The sequence below is a fragment of the Niastella koreensis GR20-10 genome, from assembly GCF_000246855.1.
GTDB lineage: Bacteria > Bacteroidota > Bacteroidia > Chitinophagales > Chitinophagaceae > Niastella > Niastella koreensis.
The window spans coordinates 7779711-7796521 of sequence record NC_016609.1 but is presented as its reverse complement, the minus strand read 5'-3'; the positions used below and the strand labels follow the sequence as shown (position 1 = coordinate 7796521).

Here is a 16811-nt window from a genome sequence, read left to right as displayed (position 1 = left end):
TAGAACAGCCTTAGAGATTTACGAATTATTAAAGCTATATCAATTTTGCCTGAACAAATGAAAGCCGCCAGCAGAGTGATTTTGCGCGGATAGCAGCTATTAACAAAAACCTTAGATATATAAAAACACAAAGCCCCGATGTAGAAACACCGGGACTTTTGGTTAAGGCTCTGATTAGTAGCTATTTTATGATGGAGGTAGTATGAACTACCAGATCAAATTATTCTTTGCGTTACAAATATAATAGAATGCATTAATATTTTGCATACCATGAACTGGGTATTTTTTTTAGGTTATGGATGAACGTTTAGTTTGTCCATTTCTTCCTTAACAAATTGCATCAACTGTTTTATATAGTCGGGCGAAAAGTTAAATACCAGTCCGGCTGCGCTGTACAGCTCGGGCAATGTTTTAGTACCACCCAATTGTAAAGACGTCATATAGTTGTTTAATGCTGCTTCTTTATTTTTTCTGAACTGCATCCAAAGGCCAATGGCGCCTAATTGGGCAATGCCGTATTCGATGTAATATAAAGGCACTTCAAACAAATGCAGCTGCCGTTGCCAGGCGTAGGTGCGGTATTCTGAAAGACCTTCCCAATCAATTACATCGCTCGAAAACTCATTCAGGATCTCCTTCCACTTTTTAGCTCTTTCCTCTACCGTGTGATTTGGGTTTTCGTATACCCAGTGTTGGAACTTGTCAATCGTGGCAATCCAGGGGAAAATGGTGATCACCCTTTCCAGCTGGTGTTCCTTGGCCCGTATCAGGTCTTCTTCTTTATTAAAGAATACATCCCACGAATCCATGCTGAAGAGTTCCATCGACATGCTTGCCACTTCGGCTATTTCCATGGGGTACTCCTTAAAGGAAGTTAACTCCAATGGATGCGCGAGGAAGGAATGTACCGCATGGCCGCCTTCGTGCACCATGGTGGTAACATCACTCATTTGTCCAGCCGCGTTCATGAATATAAAAGGAGCGCCGGTTTCAGCCAGCGGGCAATTATACCCACCGGGTGCTTTACCCTTACGGCTGTCCAGGTCGAGGCGTTTCATTTCGCCCATTTTACGCAAACAGTCTGCAAAGAACGGGTGAACCTGGTCAAAGCATTTTATACTCTTTTCCAATAACTCACTGGCATTGCTAAAGGGGTTTAGTGGCGTAACTCCTTCTGGTTCGGCCTCAGAATCCCAGGGGCGTAACGTGGGGAGGTTCAGTTTTTTCTTTTTCCGTTCGTTGATGATATTTACCAGCGGCAGAATGTGTTGTTTTACTGCCTCATGAAATTGAAAGCAATCTTCCTTGGTATAATCAAAACGGCCGAGCTCCTTGAATTTATAATCGCGGTAATTATCGAAACCGGCGTTTTTAGCTACCTGGTGTCTTTTTTGAATCAGCTGCGTGTACAGGTCATTGAGTGCATCTTTATCCTGTAAGCGCCGTTCGTTGATCTTGCGGTAAACCGATTCGCGCAAATTACGGTCATGGCTTTCCAGGAATTTTGCTGCCTGTTGCAAAGTGTACTCCTTACCGTTTACCTCAATGGTCATTTTACCGGCAATGGTGCCAAACTGTTGAGCCAGTACGGCCAGTTCAGATTGCAGGGAAATATTCTCTTCGCGGAACAGCTCGATGCTTTTTCGAACGCTACGCAGGTAGGTGAAGTATTTTTTCTGGTCAAGCCCCGCGGTAAAGGGACTTTCTACCAGTTTTTTATTCAGCTTATCGGCATAAGGCTGAATTTTAGGTTGAATTTCGGTCACAAAGAAAACAAATGCTTCTTCCAGCGCCTTATTTTCGGTATCGCAGGTCATCTTAATCTGGCGCCAGCAGGCATCTTCACTCACCACAGCTTCCAGCTCGCTCATGTCGTGCAGCCATTTTTCCAGATCAGCTTCCCTGTTAATGGGTCTGTCGAGCAGGTCCTTGAAATAAGGCTCCAGGTTATCCCAGGTGGTCACGGTAAAATCCTCCGGTAAAAAGTGACGGGGCACCTTTTTTATGTCTGCAGTATAATTCATTAGATCAGTGTTTTAAAATAAGAAAGCTACAAACTTCAGGTAATAAAACCAGAAGCCTGTAGCTTATGTTCAGTAAAGTTGTTAAAATTACTTTTTGGCTTCTTTTTTAGGAGCTGCTTTCTTTTTAGGTGCTTCGGCATCACCTTCTTCGTCTTCCTTCTTGGCTTTTGGAGCCGCTTTCTTTTTAGGAGCTGCTTCTTTTTTCTCTTCAGCCTCGCCTTCGCCATCTTCTTTTTTAGCTTTAGGCGCTGCTTTTTTCTTAGGCGCTGCTTCTTTCTTTTCTTCAGTTGCTTCTTCTTTAGCTGCCTTGGCTGCTTTTGGTTTTTCTTCCTTAGCAGAGGCTACTTCTTCGGCAACATCAGTTTCATCAGCGGGTGCTTCTTCGGTGATCTCTCTTAATTTGATTTCAACATTATTCGATTTCAGCACACTGAACCATTTAACCATCTTCTTCATATCGCTCGAGTATACACGGTCGAAGTCGAGGTCGGGGTATACTTTCTCGAAATATTTTTTAACAGCAGAATTATCTTTTTCATCAGGTGCTTTTTCACCGCTCTGGTCCATGGCAGTGAAAATATCCACCAGGTTCACGTTATCGCGAACTGTATATACTTCAATGCTTTCGAGATGAGAAAAGTTATGTATTCTGCTCGAAACGAATTTTGTGCTTTTGTCATCCAGTGACTTTACGATTGCGCCATCTGATTTACTGCTTACCAATTCGAATAATCCTGGCAAGCCCGTTACTGCGACAATTTTAGCGTATTCCATATCAATTCAAAATTTTTAAGGAGTTGCAAGATAATCTGATTTTGGCAAACCGTGTTCCAAAATAGTCTGAAAGATAGTGACAGGGCACCGTCCGGACTGCCAACCCGGCATTTTTACCTCCTAAACGGCCCCTGAAATTTTTTTTGAATTTTGGGCAATAATTTCCGGCAAAACGCAGGTTTTGGGCCAAAGCGCCTTCCAATATGCAAACACTTTACTTAAACTAAATCTCATAGCATGAAAAAAGCGATCTTATTATTAGTTATTGCCATTTCCGGCGTAGTGGCCGTACAGGCCCAGCAGGGCGGCGGTGGCGGTTTTCAGCGCCGTACCCCCGAGGAAAGGTTAAAAATGGTAAAAGAAAAGCTGGTTGATCTGAACCTGGATAAAGACCAGGCCCCTAAAAGTGACAGCGCCTTTATGGATTACTTCAGGGCTCAGGATAAGATATTTGAAGAAATGCGTGCCGGTGGCGGCGCCCCTGACCGGGATGCCATCCGCGAAAAAATGATGAAACTGGCCGGTGAGCGCGATGATAAGCTGAAAAAGATTTATACCGACGACCAGTACAAGAAGTGGAAAGAAACGATTGAACCTACTACCCGTCCACAACGCGGCGGCGGTGGAGGTGGCGGCGGTCGTGGTGGTAATGGCGGCGGCAACAACTAATGGCTTTGATGCACACGTTATAGGATGTACCCTGGTGGTTTTACCATCAGGGTTTTTTTATTAGGAAATGAGTGCTCCTAACTGGCAGTTGGCAATGGCCAATAGGCAATAGACAAAATGCAATATTTAGCTATCGCGGAGTGTTCGTTTGCAGCCAAATTGATGACTGATAGAGATAATTTGCCAATTGTCCTTTGCCAATTGCCTATTGAACTACTGCCCCATCCATTGTTTAAACGCGGCTGCATTCTCCTGGCTGATAATAATTTCTTCCGTGACCAGGGGCACTACCTCCAGCAACAACTTGCTTTTGGGATAGCTCTTTATGCGCCTGATGGCGCTCATATTTACCAGGTATTTCCGGTTAACCCGGTAAAAAGCGGCCGGGTCAACCTGGGTTTCAATATCGGCCAGGGACTGGTCCATAATAAACTTTTGGCCGCTGCTGTCAACCATGCACACCAGCTTGTGGGTGGCATAAAAATAGGCTACCTCTTCTGCCTTGATACTGATGTAATCGGTGCCTCGTTTTACCAGGAACCGCTTTTTAAACCCACCTGTTGGCGTTTGGTTCGCCTGGGTTACCGGCCAGTTGGCCAGGGCCTTGTAACCGGTAAAATGCTGTTTTAACTTCTGGTATTTATTAAGGGCTGCCTCCAGTTTCTCCGGCTTAATAGGTTTCAGCAAATAATCGATGCTGTTATATTCAAAGGCTTCCTGCCAGTATTCGTCATAGGCCGTGGTAAAAATAACCGGGCACTCCACATTTATTTCTTCAAAGATCTTAAAGGATAATCCATCGCTGAGCTCGATATCCATAAATATTAATTCCGGGGCAGCATGTTCCTGCAACCAGCTGATGGCCTCCTTAACACTGCCCAATACCACCTCAACAAATACCTGCTGATTGCATAGCGCCAATAACGAGAGTAATTTTTCTGCTGCTGGTTTTTCATCTTCTATTATTACACAGTTCATATCAGGCAATTTTTAAAATTGGTAAGGAAACAGTAAAATCGCTGGCCGATTCTATCACACTGATCTCTTTACTGGTAGTTAATTTATAGCGTTCGCCCAGGTTATGTAAACCAATGCGCGAAGATGCTTTTCGTAAAATCTTTTTCCGTACCTGGTTGTGTATTATCAATTCCTCCCCCTGCATTTCAATCGTAATTACCAGGGGAATGGCATCGGAAAACTCATTATGCTTGATGGCGTTTTCAACCAGGATCTGCAATGAGATAGGTGGTATAAGATACAGATCGTGTGCAACCGGGTCGATATGGATGTGCAACTGCACCGCCTGCTCAAACCGGATCTTCAACAAAGAAAAATAATCGTTCAGAAATAACAATTCTTCCTGCAGCAATACCAATTCACGCGCTTTGTTTTGAAGAATATAGCGATACACATCCGCCAGGTTATCGTTGAACTGTTTTGCCTTGGCTGCATCCTTCCCGATCAGATGCGATAGCGTATTCAACGAATTAAAAATAAAATGAGGATCTATCTGGTTCTTGAGCGCTTCCAGTTCCGCTTCTGCCCGGGCCCTTTCCAGTTGCTCCTTCTTTAATTTTTCACTTTCTGCTTCGCGTACTAAAAAAACCGTTTCATATATATGAGTAATGAACAATACACAAACCATAACCACCAGGCTGGTGGTTTTTATCTGGTCCCAGTTCACCACGCCTTCATTAAACAGGTGATACCAGATTACGAGTAGCAGGGCCGTAATGGGGATGGTATAAAAAGAAATGGCCAGCACCAGCACAACTATCTTTCTAACCGGTTTATTGAACCAGTCGAAATAACTCCGCAGCGTGAATAGCAAATAACGGTTCCCTTCCCAGATAAGAAAAGAAATACCAGTGGTGAACAGAAAGCTGAGCTTGAACTTCCAGTGATTTAATGCCAGGGGACTCATCATACCCGACACCAATGGAATGGCAACACCAAATGCCGGGATCAATATTATCCTGAACCCGATATCATTTAACCGCTCAACACCCGTGGTTTTTTTAATCGGCTTATTATTGCTATTGATCGCCTGCTTTTCCAGTCTGATTCCCTTTTAGTTGATTGGGTAAAAATTAGGAAATAGATTTGAAATTACCATAAACCAGTTAAGGCGGGTGATCATTTTCAAAACTAATTTCTTATGGCAATGAACGGAATAAACTGGTGGGCGGTACTGGTGGCCGGTATCTCCGCTTTTGTAGTAGGCGGCGTATGGTACTCGCCCGGTTTGTTTGGCAGGGCCTGGATGAAGGATAACAATTTTACGGAAGAACAAATAAAAAAGGGTGGCAACAAAGGAAAGATCTTTGGCTTTACCCTCATATTCTCTTTATTGATGTCTGTTAACCTGGCCATGTTCCTGTCAACGCCAGCTGACTGCCCTGCTAATTGTGCCGCCAAAGCCGATATAGCGTGGGGCGCAACTGCCGGCTTCCTCGCCGGCATCTGGACCTTTTGCGCCATTGCTATTCATAGTTTGTTTGAATTAAAACCCTGGCGGTTGATCTTTATAAATGGATTTTACAGTATAGTAGCCCTTATTCTGATGGGCGCCATCATTGGTGCTTGGAAATAACATCTAAAAACCTTCAGTATAGTCATGAAAGTAAAAAGGCATCCCTATGTATCGGGATGCCTTTTTATGACAATATAGCGTCCTAATTATTTGGCCCTGGTAAACAAAATTTCCATGGTCTTGAACTCCTGTCCATCCTGCGACATAAACATTTCCAGTTTCTGTGAGTTGTCGTTCATTACAGTAAAGACCTGTTTTACATCCATATCCTTACCTGTACCGGGGTCAACCGTTTTGCCTTTGAAGGTGGCGCTTTTTGAAGCATCGTCCCAGGTTCCTTCCATATACATAATGCCGGTTCCCATATTATCTATCCAGGTACTGATTAGCATTTTACGGGCATTGTCCCAGGCAAGGGTGCCCTGGCCTTCAAAGGGTTTACCCATCATGTTGCCGGAGTGGTTGCTTTGCTGATAGCGGCCGCCCATTACCATTTTGTTTATACAGGTTGATTTGCTCTTCATGGGAGCTGCGCCGGGCTGCATCCACATAGTTACATCGCCATTCCATTTACCATCCCATTTCGCAATCATTTTATGAACATCACCGGGCGTCATATAATCTGTCCATGCTTTCATCTGGTCCTGAGTTTGTGCACTGGCAGTAAAACTGTTGATTACAAACAGTACGGCTAAGGCCGCAATGGTGAGCTTTTTCATGCTGTTAGTTTTTATAAATGTACTATATCAAAAAAAGTACCAATGCGAAAACTGATTAATATCAATTAATCCCTGACGAAGCCGTAAGGCGGCCCGATGAAAAAGACACGGGGCATGCTACCCGAAGAAAGAATTGTAATGTATTTAATCAACAGGAAATGCTGACCTATCAATATTGGGAATAATGCGCAAGGCATTTTTGTAATACACTTTCTTCAAAATTGAATCAGGCAGGCCCATGCCATACATAGCCCAGAAAGCATGGTATTTTTTGTGGTAAGGAAAGTATTCATCTTCTGTTTCCAACACCCTGAAGTAGGTAGTATATTCTTCAGGCACCCAGCTGTCTTTTCCAAATAAGATCCGGTCCTGGTATTTCCCGAAGAACTGACGGGCCATACGTGGCTGGCGGCCCAGTTCGGCAATCACGGCGCCAAACTCCACAACAACGTTTGGCATCTCATCCAACAACTGCCCCAGCTTGCCCAGGTTATTGGCATACCAGCCAAAATGTGCAGCAATGAAAGTGGTTTTAGGATGTTTTTTAAACATCCGGTGTTGTTCTTCAATCAGCACTTCCCAGGGCGCCGGATCATCATCCCCTCTTTTACGGCCTGGATGCGAGGCAATCTCCAACCAGCGTTCATTGTGTTCGTCTTCCGGGTCCCAAAAGGGCTTGGGATCGGCTGTATGTATGAGCACGGGTATTTTTAGTTCACCACATTTTTCCCAAATGGCATCGAGTCGTGGATCGTCAACAGTCACGCGTTTGCCGGTATTGTCTTTTACCGAAAGGCCCAGGTTCTTGAATATTTTAAGGCCATTGGCGCCATACTTTACATCTTCTTCCAGTTGTTTTACGGCTTTTTCCGTCCAGCCAGGCTCACCAATGCCACCGAAACTGATATTGGCAAAAACAATAAACCGTTTGGGACTGGTGGAACGAATATTGTCGAGCTTGTTTTGAAGGCTTTTGCCGTTGTCGCCACTGAGGTTTACCATAACCGCCATGTTTAGTTTATCCATGTCCTTTACCAGGTCCCTGAGTGTTGACGGCGACATGTTACTCTGGTGATTGTGTACATCGATAAACGGATAACGGGCGTGGGTTAATTTATGCTCCGGCACCACCAGGGTAGAGGTGGGCGTATATTTTTCAAAATCCATGTGCGTTGAAGTTTGTGCACAGGCAGTATGGAGTGTAATTAAAGAACCGGCAAGTAGATACAGCTTCCGCATACAAAGAATTTTTACCAAATTAGGGGCATTTGGCAAAAATCAAAAACCGGTAGTAAAAAAGACGCTATTTGGTCGCAGTTATGTCGTGCAGGGCGCTTTCCAGCCTTTCTTTTAGCACTTCGTATTCGGTATAACCCGATGCCAGCAAAATAAACCTGGACTCATTCACCTGCAATAACACTTGTGGATAACCTTCTACGTGTAATTGTTTGCAGATCCCGAATTCTTCGTGTGCTTTTTCTTTACAGGCAGGGTCTTTCAAAAGGTTATAAAACTCATCAACAGGTATTGCATACTTTTCAAGTAAATGACGATAAGCCTCGTTGTCATCCAGGTCGCGACCTTCATATTGTAAAGCGTATTGCAGATCGGCTGCAAAGGCCACCTGTTTATCAGGATGGTATTCCTTGAATACGCACAAGGCAATGGCTGGTTTTTCAGAGTTGGGGAACCAATCGCTCAGTTCCGGGTTTTTAATATGCCAAAGAAAGTCATCACCAAATATGGTGCCCGTAGCTTCTGTTACTGCTTTGCAATTGGTTAAAAAATATTCAGCCATTATGCTTATTGGCTTCGGGGTTTCAGGCAGGATCATGCCGCCTGAAAGCACTTCAAATTGTACCTGGTTGCTATACGTTGCTGCTATCCGTTGCATAATGGGGCTGAATGCATAACACCAGTTGCAATAAGCATCGTAACAATAAAAGATTACTGGGTCCATATTTAACGTGAAATTACATTTATACTTTCAATCTTAACAGAAACGGCTATCTATGCAAAACACAGATAGCCGTTTCCGATAGTAGTATGATATATTTTTTACTTATTACTTCTTTCGTTTCCTGTAAATAAGAATGGCTTCTTCAGTTGTATTGACACCGGTTTTAACCAATCCTTTCAGGGTAAGAATATTTTCATCAACACCTATTACGACAAAAACTCTGGCATCGTTGCCTGTAACATCATTCAACTTTAATACAGTAGGCCGTCTTTCATCTACCACTCTTTTACCTAATTCATATTTCACTTCTTTAACCAGTTCTTCTTTCAGGTTCCACCGGTATTGCTTTATTTCATTGGTGCATCCGCTTTTGGAAGTACCTAAATAAGTTTTAGCACTGTAATCGGGGAACAATTCTATTTGCTGGTCTTTTCTGCATTCATCAAATTCCCAAAAGGCATCGGATGAACGATAACCATCTTTATTAAGATCAACAGGTTTTTTGAATTTAACAGACTGCAGTACCCACAAACCCGTAAACTGCGAGGTGTCGTATTGGGCGTATAGTGTGTAAATGAAAAAAAAGCAAACTACGCATGAAGCCAAAATTCGTTTCATAGTATAAGATTAAGGGTATAATTACAGAAACGAGTTTCTGTAAAAAGAACGCCGAAAGATCAAAAATATTTCTGGTAAAGTGAAATGTTTACTTAAAAAAACCTTTAGCAATCATTTACTAATCAATACTTCCAGATTCATTTTTGTAGTCGGCCATTCTGGTTGAATTATGCTGTACATAATTGTGTTACGGAATGTTCCATCATCATTTTTACGATGGCATCTAAGCACACCTTCTTTGATGCCACCGATCTTTTCTATGGCTTTTTGCGATCGTTTATTGGCTGGCCTTGTCCGGAGCTCAACCCGCATAATATGCAATTGTTCAAAGCAATTAGTCAACAATAAATATTTACTTTCTATATTAACCTTTGTGCCCCAAACAATTGGCGAAAGCCAGGTAGGCCCTATTTCCAATTGTTGATTAATTGCATCTATGTTAATAAAACCTGTACTGCCACAAACCTTCCTGGTTGCTTTATTCCGGATCACATACGTAATCGTCTGGTTGTGCAGATTTTTTGCCTGTAACTCTTTTACAAAAACATCAAAACCGGCTTTGCCCTTAATATTATAGGGAAGATTTTGCCAGATCTTTACATCCATGGCAATTGATTCCAGTTCAGGAATGTGAACGTTGGTAAATCTTTCCAGATCAATAAAGCGCCCGGGGATAAGATGTTCAAATTGCATAATATACTACTGGTAGTGTTACAGGTATTTATAACGCATTTTAAAATTGGCTTTACCGGCTCACATAAAAAAAGTCCTCCCGGGTTAACGGGAGGACTGTAAAGTAAGTTTTTATAATGTTATTTTACCAACGTCTGCCAGGACGGCTACCACCATTACCTCCGCCACCTCCTGATGAACTGCCGCGGCTTGGTGGGCTATAAGTTCTTGATGGAGCACCGCCTCCAAAGTTACCACCACCACGTGGGGCAGAAATATTGCCTTGTGGTTGTTGAACCGGACGGCTTACTCTTGGTGGCTCGAAACTGCGATTGCTTCCACTCCAGCCACCGTTAACCCTGCCGCTCTGGGCTGGCATGTCGTATGTGCGTTGTGGACGGCTGCCTCCCTGATCAAAAGTTCTTGTTACTGATTGGCTGGGCGACTGAAAACGTCCGGTTGTACGAGGCTGGTTATTGCCATTGTTAAAGGTGCGACCCGGGCTTGATGGTGCTGACATCCCCGTTGTGTTACGTGGATTACTCCATCCTCTGTCATTGCCATTGGGCGATGTGGCGAATCTGCCACCTGGTGCCGGGGCTGTAACTGTTCTGCCTCCGGGGTTGTTTCTTGTAAAGCCTCCGCTGTTATAGCCTCCGTTATTATTATAGCCTCTTGTCCCAAAGCGATCACCGTTGTTGTTGGCAAAGCCGCTGCGGCCACCATATGAATTTCCGGCAGCATAACGGCCACCGGTATAAGGCCTGTTGTATCCGCCCGTATAGGGTCTTGTTACTACACCACCCCGGTTACGGTAGATATTTGTATTAGAGTAATAATTATTTACAATAGTTACGTTGGTATGACTGCGATAAGCATAGTAGCTGTTGCGGCCATAGTAACCACCGCGGTAGTAATAAGAAGGTCCGTAGTAGCAGGGGGTATATACCCGTGGGCCCCACCAGCCACCGCAACCATACCCATAACCCCAGGGATATGCACTACCAAAGCCGATGTTTACATTAAACCAGTCGAACCCGAAACCAACTCCAAAGCCCCAACCAAACCAGGGATTGTAACGGACACCAAAACCCCAGGTGTATGGACGTGGATAATAGTAATGTCCATGCCAGGGACGATAATAATAACCGGTACCATATACTACGGTTGGTCCGTATACATAGGCATTCAAATAACCGGGCGTGTAACCCATATACACATAATCAGGTGTTACATCATAAATGTCCACGTATTTCATGTAATACACCGGGTAACTGGGTGGAATAAGTGCCACGGCTGTAGGACGGGCCACACTAACTACCCATGGACCAACTGCATTAGGAGATTCAAACCAAACCCCATCGTCAACAGTGTAGTACCTGCCATGCCAGCGGATCACTGACCCGGGTGTATTGGTAGCATATGACATGTCGGTGCCGTCAATTGGGTCAAACTGGGGATCGCCATCATAGGTGATATCTGCTTTTGCTTTGTTGCGTTCAACTTTCGCTGTTTGTGGTATCTGAGCATCGGTAACAGCATCATTCGCCTGTTCGGTTCCGGCTACACTGGCCAGTACATTGTCTTTGGGTGAACCTTTAGGGATCTTGGCAAATTCAGCAGGCAGTTTGTCTGCATCTACATATTGCCAGTTACCGCTAAGGGTTTTAGAAGTGTACCAACGTCCTGAAAGCAACACATAATACTGTTGTGAATTAATGTCCATGAAAATATCGTTCTCAGAGTTGGCCACATACAGTAAACCGGTGCCTTCCACTGCCGCAAAATTGGCTTCGCCTTTTGACTGGATCAATTCAGCAGGCTGGGTTGTTACCACAATATTGTAAATGGTATTATCGTCGGTTTCTTTTCCCTGATCTGTATTGTTTTTCTTATCGGCTTCTTTGATCTGGGTTTCAATTTTAGCCAGGTTGGAAGGAATTTCAGTGATGATCTTATAAGGGCCATCAACGCCAGGCGCTGTATACCAGTGCTTGCCACCGTATAAGTAATATTTGCTGTCATGATTTTTCACCAACACGAACGGTGTATTCACCACGGCGTCAACTCCCCAGTCTTTATTCGCCTGCAATTTAGGATCACCATCGATTGACACCAGGATGGAAGGAACATTGGTGTAAATAACTTTTGGCGGATTGTTGTTGATCTGACCGGCCAGGTTCGTTTGCTGTTTATTCAGGTCGAGCGAGGTTTGCAGATCATTGAGTGGAAATGAAATATCCCAGGCCGGTGTTTTATCCTCCAGGGTATTGGCTATGGTTTCCAGCTTATCGTCATTTGTTTCACCAGGCAATTTAATGTTGGTGATGTAAATGCTTTTAACGTTAACCTGAGAGCCTGCGGTTTCGGTAGTGGCTTTTAACCAGGCTACCCCAAACACAGGTTCTGTTTTACCATTTTCCAAAACAGAAATAGCGGCATGCGCTTTTAATGTATTGCTTTCAAATGATTCAGGTTGCCATTGATATAGCTTTAGGATGGTCCCATCAGAAGTAGTTGCTGTTTTGGGCCAGTTTTCCTGGGCCATCACCAGATGAGTTATCATACTACCCATCAACACGGCCACCAGTGTAAAGATCTTCATACGGGAATTTTTATTTTTTATAGAATTGAACAGGGCGTTTGTTATGTTAATTTACCACCATTAGACGGAACTTTTGGTTAGGGGTTTGTCAATGATCCCGGCTTTTACAAAATATTAGACAAAACAAACGTTAAAGGGGGGCAGTTTCAGTGCCAATTTAATGACTTTTTAACAAGGTTGCCGGTGAGCACTGTCATTTAGTCTTTTCCGTGTATTTTTGAACGAGTTATGAAACACCGGAATAATCTTTTTATTGCCCTCGAAGGAATAGACGGCAGCGGAAAAAGCACCCAGACAAAATTACTGACAGAGCAATTAACAAACCAGGGACATAAAGTATACAGCACTTTTGAACCCACCAACAACCAGATTGGTAAACTGATCAGAGATATTCTGAAAGGAAATACCAAAGCCGATTACCGGATCATTGCCGGTTTGTTTGTGGCCGATCGTCTCGACCATTTGTTAAACGAGGAGTATGGGATTGTGAAAAAACTGGCGGAAGGCTATACGGTGATTATGGACCGCTATTATTTTTCTTCCTACGCCTACCAGGGCGCGCATATGGATATTGACTGGGTGATACAGGCAAATGCCATGAGCGCCAGCATTCTTCGCCCGGATGTAAATATCTTTATTGATGTTGCTCCCGAAATAAGCATGCAGCGTTTACACGCCAACAGGGATACTATAGAGTTGTTTGAAACGCTCGATAACCTGAAGCTGGTGCGTTCGAAGTATATGGAGGCTTTTGAAAAATTAAAGGGAGATGAATATATATATTCTGTTGATGGCAATCGTACCCCAGAGTTGATTGCTGGAGATATCTGGCAAAAAGTAGCGTCAATGCTTACTTAACAAAAAACTCCGCTCAGAAGTCTGAGCGGAGTTGAAATATTAATGCGCTTCCAGCCAGTTGGTGCCTGATCCTATTTCTGCTTCCACAGGCACTTCATTGGGTAATGGCAGTGCGCTGCGCATACATTCAAGGATAATGGGTTTGATGGTCTCCACTTCTTCTTTCACTGCATCAAAAACCAATTCGTCATGCACCTGCAAGATCATCCTTGATTCAAAATTATACTTGCGGAATTCATGGTAGATCTTCACCATCGCCAGCTTGATCATATCAGCCGCCGTTCCCTGAATAGGAGAGTTGATGGCGTTTCGTTCTGCAAAACCACGCACGGTAAAGTTGGAAGAACCAATATCGCGCAACCAACGTTTACGCCCCATGATTGTTTGCACGTAACCGGTTTCGCGGGCAAAGTTGATGGTGTCATCCATATACTTTTGAATGCCGGCAAACTGTTTTTTATAATTATCGATAATTTCTTTTGCTTCAGTCCGGCTGATGCCCAGGTTATCGGCCAAACCAAACGCCCCCTGGCCATAGATGATACCAAAGTTCACGCTCTTGGCTTTATAGCGTTGTTCCTTGGTTACTGCCGACTCTTCCACACCATATACTTTTGCGGCAGTAGCGGTATGAATGTCAACTCCCTTTTTAAAGGCTTCGCACATAGCGGGGTCGCCGCTGATACCGGCAACAATACGCAATTCAATTTGCGAATAGTCGGCGGAGATCAATACGCGGTTGCTATCGCGTGGTACAAATGCTTTGCGAATCTCGCGGCCTCTTTCTGTACGAACAGGAATGTTTTGCAGGTTGGGGTTGTTGCTGGAGAGGCGGCCCGTTACCGCAACGGCTTGTGCGTAGGAAGTATGCACTCTTCCCGTTTTACGATTAATAAGTTCAGGCAGTGAGTCTACGTAGGTTGATTTCAATTTGGTGAGTTCACGGAACGCCAGGATGTCTTCCACGATCTTGTTCTGGCTGGCGAGTTTTAACAATACATCTTCACCAGTAGCGTATTGGCCGGTCTTTGTTTTTTTTGCTTTGGGATCGAGCTTTAATCTTTCAAAAAGTACTTCACCCAACTGACGGGGCGAAGCCAGGTTGAATTTAACGCCAGCCTGTTCATACACGCTGTCTTCTGCCTTGGCGGCTTCGCGTTCCAGCTCCTTTGAATAGTCGCGTAAGAAATCTACGTCCACTTTAACGCCTTCATATTCCATTCCCATGAGCACTTTCGCCAATGGGTTTTCCACCTCACTGAAAACTTTTTCTACTTCCCTGGTCTTTATAAGCGGCGCCAGCACCTGTTTCAACTGTAAAGTAATATCGGCATCTTCGGCGGCGTAGTCACTGATCTTATCAATGGCTACATCGCGCATGTTCAACTGGTTCTTGCCTTTCTTGCCAATCAATTCTTCAATGTGAACGGGCTCATAACCCAGAAATTGGGCGCTGAGCATGTCCATGCTGCGTTTGCCGTCGGGCTCAATTACATAGTGAGCAAGCATGGTATCAAAAGTTTCGCCTTTTAATTCATAACCATACCACTTCAACACCAGCATATCGTATTTCAGGTTCTGGCCAATCCACAGTACATCCGGTCTGTTGAAAACAGGTTCAAACTGCTTCAGTAAAGCATGTGCGGCTTGCTGATCGGCCGGGCAGGGAACGTAATAAGCTTCGCCGGGTTTGAAGGAGAAGCTCATACCCACCAGCTCTACATCATTGGCATCTATGCCTGTGGTTTCGGTGTCGAAGCAGATTTCTTTTTCCTCGAGTAATTCTTTTATGAGACTTTGGATAGCCGCGTCTTCCTGGATGGTGCGGTATTGGTGAGCGGTATTATGAATGTTTTTACCCGCATGAACAATGTCGCCATCTTCGGCCCGGTCGGTATCGCCTGCCACTTCTGTTTGTTCTGATTTAGCGGGCTTTGTTTTTCCTGCTTCTACCGGCTGGCCAAACAAGTCGGTTTGAACTCCTTGTGGTACTGCGCCGGGTACTATGGAGATCTCTTCGCCCAGAATGCGTTTGGCAACTGTTTTAAATTCCAACTCGGTAAACACTTCTTTCAGCAGATCGCGGTTCCATTCTTTTAACTTGAAATCTTCCTCATGAAACTCAATGGGCACATCCGTAATAATAGTAGCCAGCTTTTTAGAAAGGATGGCGGCGTTTCTGCCATTACGCACTTTTTCACCCAGGGCCCCTTTTATTTTGTCGGCATTTTCAAGCACATTTTCCAGCGTACCGTATTCCGCCAGCAGTTTAGCGGCTGTTTTTTCTCCTACACCGGCAATACCTGGAATGTTATCCACTGCATCGCCCATTAAACCGAGAATATCAATAACCTGGTGCACTTCTTTGATGTTCCATTTTTCACAAACTTCTTTTGCGCCCAGAATTTCAGCATCACCGCCCTGGTAACCGGGTTTGTAAATTTTAATGTTACCATCTACCAACTGACCATAATCTTTATCTGGCGTTACCATGTACACTACATAGCCGGCAGCAGCTCCTTTTTTACTCAGGGTGCCAATAACATCATCGGCTTCAAACCCATCTACTTCCAGCACGGGGATGTTAAAACCACGGATAATTCTTTTTATATCGGGAATGGCCGCCATCAGGTCTTCTGGCGATTCCTGGCGGTTTGCCTTATACTCGCTGAATTCAGTATGCCGTTCAGTAGGGGCCTGCGTGTCAAAACAAACAGCCATATGCGTTGGCTTTTGATTGTTTATGAGATCGAGCAGGGTATTGATGAAACCAAACTGGGCGTTGGTGTTCTTTCCTTTTGAAGTAATTCGTGGGTTGCGGATCAATGCATAGTATGCACGAAAGATCAGCGCCAGGGCGTCGAGCAAAAAAACTTTCTTTTCAGTAGATTGATTCTCCATATGGTATCCTCCAATTAAAATTCACAATTGCCCCGAAGTTAGGGACTAAATTGCTAAAAAAATTGGTTAATTAGCCCATCGGCCCGATAGTTAACCGGTATGTGCCCCGATGGCTAATTAACCTTATATTGGAGTTTTCCCACCTGTTGCCAGCCAGGTTTAAGGAGAACAATTACTTGAATACCTACTTCTTTTGGTTTAATTAATGTACCCTGTGTAAAGCTGCAGTTGCACCATTAGGCTCCTGAATAACTTTTGCTGGGGTAAAATGTGGAGTGGCTGCTTCTGGCTTTGAAAATTTTATCAGGTACAGGGCAAATGCCAGGCAGGCAAATGCAAATAAATTAAATAAGCGGCGACGCATACGACGGGCTCTCATATTCACAAAGTATTGGATTTAGGGGTTGAATTTGAACGCATTAAAAACGCGCACTACTTGTAAATTAGTATATGGTACACAGTATTTTTCCTGTTAACA

The 16811-nt window shown here is 44.1% G+C and carries 14 protein-coding genes; 3 read left to right on the top strand and 11 right to left on the bottom strand.

The window, feature by feature from the left end:
* Positions 1-293: 293 nt before the first annotated feature.
* Both NIAKO_RS31020 and NIAKO_RS31015 read right to left on the bottom strand, forming a co-directional pair.
* A complete protein-coding gene (locus tag NIAKO_RS31020) occupies positions 294-2024 on the bottom strand; it encodes a M3 family oligoendopeptidase (RefSeq protein ID WP_014222437.1) in 1731 nt (576 codons plus the stop codon).
* An 87-nt stretch (positions 2025-2111) separates the two neighbouring features.
* Positions 2112-2798 carry a DUF5606 family protein gene (locus NIAKO_RS31015; protein WP_014222436.1) on the bottom strand — a complete coding sequence of 229 codons (687 nt, stop codon included), beginning with the start codon at positions 2796-2798 and terminating at the stop codon, positions 2112-2114.
* Between the two features lie 237 nt (positions 2799-3035).
* On the opposite strand from NIAKO_RS31015, the gene NIAKO_RS31005 reads away from it, so the two are divergent.
* Positions 3036-3467: a hypothetical protein gene (locus tag NIAKO_RS31005; protein WP_014222435.1), complete on the top strand. Its 432-nt coding sequence runs from the start codon at positions 3036-3038 to the stop codon at positions 3465-3467.
* 213 nt (positions 3468-3680) lie between these two features.
* Here the strand turns inward: NIAKO_RS31005 and NIAKO_RS31000 are convergent, their stop codons facing one another.
* Entirely contained in the window at positions 3681-4445 is a 765-nt protein-coding gene (locus NIAKO_RS31000; RefSeq protein WP_014222434.1) for a LytR/AlgR family response regulator transcription factor, read from the bottom strand.
* A gap of 1 nt (position 4446) precedes the next feature.
* Positions 4447-5436 (bottom strand): sensor histidine kinase, encoded by a 990-nt coding sequence (locus NIAKO_RS30995; RefSeq protein WP_107685464.1) that lies wholly within the window; start codon positions 5434-5436, stop codon positions 4447-4449.
* 189 nt (positions 5437-5625) lie between these two features.
* Here NIAKO_RS30995 and NIAKO_RS30990 point away from each other — a divergent pair, with 189 nt between their 5' ends.
* On the top strand, positions 5626-6060 hold the full coding sequence (locus tag NIAKO_RS30990; protein WP_014222432.1) for a DUF1761 domain-containing protein: 435 nt from the start codon (positions 5626-5628) through the stop codon (positions 6058-6060).
* A gap of 86 nt (positions 6061-6146) precedes the next feature.
* Here the strand turns inward: NIAKO_RS30990 and NIAKO_RS30985 are convergent, their stop codons facing one another.
* From NIAKO_RS30985 to NIAKO_RS37360, 6 genes are all read right to left on the bottom strand, one after another.
* Positions 6147-6719 carry a DUF1579 domain-containing protein gene (locus NIAKO_RS30985; protein ID WP_014222431.1) on the bottom strand — a complete coding sequence of 191 codons (573 nt, stop codon included), beginning with the start codon at positions 6717-6719 and terminating at the stop codon, positions 6147-6149.
* Positions 6720-6863: 144 nt separating this feature from the next.
* Complete coding sequence (locus NIAKO_RS30980) at positions 6864-7958, bottom strand: amidohydrolase family protein (protein ID WP_014222430.1); 1095 nt, start codon at positions 7956-7958, stop codon at positions 6864-6866.
* Positions 7959-8022: 64 nt separating this feature from the next.
* A complete protein-coding gene (locus NIAKO_RS30975) occupies positions 8023-8679 on the bottom strand; it encodes a DsbA family protein (protein WP_014222429.1) in 657 nt (218 codons plus the stop codon).
* 105 nt (positions 8680-8784) lie between these two features.
* The gene (locus tag NIAKO_RS30970) at positions 8785-9297 is read right to left on the bottom strand and encodes a hypothetical protein (RefSeq protein WP_014222428.1); all 513 of its coding nucleotides are present in this window, start codon (positions 9295-9297) and stop codon (positions 8785-8787) included.
* A gap of 111 nt (positions 9298-9408) precedes the next feature.
* Positions 9409-9990, bottom strand: coding sequence for a GNAT family N-acetyltransferase (locus NIAKO_RS30965; RefSeq protein ID WP_014222427.1), 582 nt, complete (start codon positions 9988-9990; stop codon positions 9409-9411).
* A gap of 124 nt (positions 9991-10114) precedes the next feature.
* Positions 10115-12574 (bottom strand): hypothetical protein, encoded by a 2460-nt coding sequence (locus tag NIAKO_RS37360; protein WP_014222426.1) that lies wholly within the window; start codon positions 12572-12574, stop codon positions 10115-10117.
* Between the two features lie 228 nt (positions 12575-12802).
* On the opposite strand from NIAKO_RS37360, the gene tmk reads away from it, so the two are divergent.
* Positions 12803-13432, top strand: a complete 630-nt coding sequence (gene tmk, locus NIAKO_RS30955; RefSeq protein ID WP_014222425.1) for a dTMP kinase — start codon at positions 12803-12805, stop codon at positions 13430-13432.
* Between the two features lie 39 nt (positions 13433-13471).
* Here the strand turns inward: tmk and polA are convergent, their stop codons facing one another.
* Positions 13472-16333: a DNA polymerase I gene (gene polA / locus NIAKO_RS30950; RefSeq protein ID WP_014222424.1), complete on the bottom strand. Its 2862-nt coding sequence runs from the start codon at positions 16331-16333 to the stop codon at positions 13472-13474.
* Between the last annotated feature and the right edge of the window lie 478 nt (positions 16334-16811).